2 protein-coding genes are annotated in these 3,378 nt (G+C 60.1%); both read left to right on the top strand.

What is annotated here, in order from left to right:
* The coding region (locus VL688_10200) for a copper-translocating P-type ATPase (GenBank protein HTL48414.1) at positions 1 to 1,713 on the top strand (1,713 nt) is incomplete at its 5' end.
* A gap of 100 nt (positions 1,714 to 1,813) precedes the next feature.
* A partial coding sequence (locus VL688_10205) for a glycoside hydrolase family 15 protein (protein HTL48415.1) occupies positions 1,814 to 3,378 on the top strand: 1,565 nt, incomplete at its 3' end.

The raw sequence follows: 3,378 nt of genomic DNA on the forward strand, positions 1-3,378 counted from the left end.
GTGCTTTGCCCCGGCATTTTTCCTTCGTCGTTCCACGGCGAAGATGGACACATCGAAGTTTATTTCGAAGTCGCCGCGGCCATTACCGTGCTGGTCCTTCTGGGTCAGATCTTGGAACTCCGCGCGCGCAGCCAGACAAGCTCCGCCATCAAGGCGCTTCTCGGGCTGCGTCCGAAAACCGCCCGCATCGTGCGGGAAAATGGGGACGAGCAAGACATCCCGCTCGAACACGTGCATGTGGGCGACAGGCTCCGCGTGCGGCCCGGGGAAAAAATTCCCGTGGACGGCGTTGTCCTCGAAGGTTCGAGCTCTGTCGACGAATCCATGATCACCGGGGAGCCGATTCCGGCCGAGAAATCTCCCGGCTCTGCCGTGACGGGCGCGACGGTCAACGGCAGCGGCAGTTTCGTCATGCGCGCGGAAAAAATAGGAAAAGAAACGCTTCTCGAACAAATCGTTGCGATGGTGAGCGAAGCGCAAAGGAGCCGGGCTCCGATCCAGCGCCTGGCCGACATCGTTTCCTCTTATTTTGTTCCCGCGGTCATGGCCGCCGCGGCCGTGACGTTCGCCGCGTGGGCCTGGGCCGGGCCGGAGCCGCGGCTTGCGCACGCGCTGGTGAACGCCATCGCCGTCCTTATCATCGCCTGTCCCTGCGCCCTGGGCCTTGCCACGCCCATGTCCATCATGGTCGGGACAGGCCGCGGCGCGGGCGAAGGCATCTTGTTCAAAAATGCGGAAGCCCTTGAGACTCTCGAAAAAATCGACACCTTGGTCGTGGACAAAACAGGCACGCTCACCGAGGGAAAGCCGCGCCTGATATCCGTCACGGCGCAGGGGCTTTCCGAAGATGAGCTGCTTATTCTGGCCGCCAGTCTGGAAAAACAAAGCGAGCATCCGCTCGCGTCGGCGGTCGTAAATGCCGCGAAAGAAAAAAATTTACCGCTGAAACAAGTCTCCGGTTTTTCTTATGAAAAGGGAAAAGGAATCGCGGGCAGCGCCGGCGGCAGGCAGATTTTGATCGGAAGCTCGAAAATCATGGAGGAAAAGGGAATTGCTCTGGGCGATCTTCTGGAGAAATCCGCCCCGGCGCGAAACGAAGGCCAGGGCGTAATGTTTATCGCGATCGACGGCAAGGCCGCGGGATTTTTCGTCATTGCCGACCCTGTCAAACCTTCCACTCCGGAAGCCCTGAAGCTGCTTCATGAGGATCGCATCCACATCGTGATGTTGACCGGCGACAACCGGCATACGGCGGCCGCCGTAGCCCGGCAGCTCGGCATCGAAGACGTCGAAGCGGAGGTCCTGCCTCAGGACAAAGAGAAACACGTGCGCCGCCTGCAGGACGCCGGGCGCCGCGTGGCCATGGCGGGCGACGGCATCAACGACGCTCCCGCCCTGGCAAGAGCGGACATCGGGATTGCCATGGGAACAGGAACGGACGTCGCGATGCAAAGTGCCGGCATCGTTCTGGTCAAAGGCGACTTGCGAAGCATTGCACGGGCACGCAAACTCAGCCGGGCGACGCTGGGAAACATCAGGCAGAATCTTTTTTTCGCTTTCGTTTACAACGTGCTCGGCGTGCCGCTTGCCGCCGGCGCGTTGTACCCCTTTTTCGGAGTCCTTCTCAGTCCCATCGCCGCAAGCGCGGCCATGACTTTGAGCTCGCTTTCGGTCATCGGCAATTCCCTGCGGCTGAAAAGAGTCCGCTTATAAACGAGGAGCCGCTTCGTTCCGGAGATCCTCCGCTCAATGCTGACCGGAGAATAATCGTATCCCGGATACGGCCGCACACCGGGCTTCCTATAATAGAGCCATGAAACCGGCGCAAATTCTGGAAAAAACTTATCTTCCGATCCGGGATTACGCCCTGATCGGCGACATGAACAGCGCCGCCCTGGTTTCTTCCCATGGTTCGGTGGATTGGTGCTGCTTTCCCCGCTTCGACAGTCCCGCTGTTTTTTGCCGCATCCTTGACCGCACGAAGGGCGGTTTTTTTTCGCTGGCCCCGCGGGACAAGTATCATGCTTCCCGCGCTTACGAAAAAGACACCAATGTGCTGATCACGAATTTTGCCGGCGACTCCGGCCGTCTGAAGCTCACGGATTTCATGGTGGTTGACGGCGCGGGGCACGGCAAAGAATCGCCCCACACCCTGCTGCGCCTGGTCGAAGGCATCGAGGGCACGGTCTCGCTCGAAGCGAATTTTTTTCCCACTCTCGATTTCGCCCGCGGCCAGACCCGGATCACGCACGGCGAAGGCAGTATCCTCGCGTCGAACGGCAAGGAAAGCCTGGTCCTTTTCTTTCCGCCCGGCCTTAAAATGAGCGGCGAGGCTTTATGCCGCGGCGGCATGGAGGTCCGGCCGGGAGAGCGCCACTGGTTCCGGCTCGTTTACTTCAAAGAACCCGATCCCAACCTTTCCAAAGCGCGCGGCGATGCTGAAGCCGACCTGCGGGAAACGCTCCACTACTGGAAAAACTGGACCGGCCAATGCATTTATTCCGGCGCGCATGCGGAGCTCGTGCACCGGAGCGCCCTGGCCCTGAAGCTTCTGATCTACGAGCCTGCCGGTTCGCTCGTCGCGGCGCCGACCACGTCGCTGCCGGAAGAAATCGGCGGCGTCCGCAACTGGGACTACCGTTTTTCCTGGGTTCGGGACTCCACGCTCACGCTGTCCGCTTTGATGACGCTCGGCTATGAAGAGGAAGCCCGGGATTATTTTCGCTGGATCGAAAAACTCCACGACAAGGCGGACGTGCAAATCCTTTACAACATCGACGGATCAACGCACGCGCCGGAAGTCACGCTGGACCATCTCGAAGGATACCGGGGCTCGCGTCCCGTGAGGACCGGCAACAGCGCCGCGAACCAGATCCAGATCGACAGGCACGGCCACATCTTGAACGCCGCCTATTATTGCTATCGCAAAATCCGCTCGCCGGATGCTTCCCTGTGGGCCTTGATGAGCGGCCTTGCCGACGAAATCTGCGGCTGCTGGCAGGAACCCGACCACGGAATCTGGGAAGTGCGCACCGAGCCGCGGCATTTTGTCTATTCGAAACTCATGTGCTGGGTCGGGCTGGACAGGGCCATCAAGCTGGCGAAGGAAGCGGGACTGCAGGGCAACACGGACCGCTGGAAAAAAAACTGCGCGGAAATCCGGGAGACGATTCTCGAACGCGGTTTCAACCGCAAGCGAAAGGCGTTCACTCAGGAGCTGGACGGCGACGCGCTGGACGCCAGCGCTCTGCTCATCCCCCTCGTGGATTTTTTACCCTTCGACGACCCGCGCGTCATTTCCACACGTGAGGCCATCGAAAAAAATCTGGTTTCCCACGGCCTGGTTTACCGCTACCTGTCCGAAGACGGGCTTCCCGG

This window comes from Verrucomicrobiia bacterium, assembly GCA_035495615.1.
Classification (GTDB): domain Bacteria; phylum Omnitrophota; class Omnitrophia; order Omnitrophales; family Aquincolibacteriaceae; genus DATJFP01.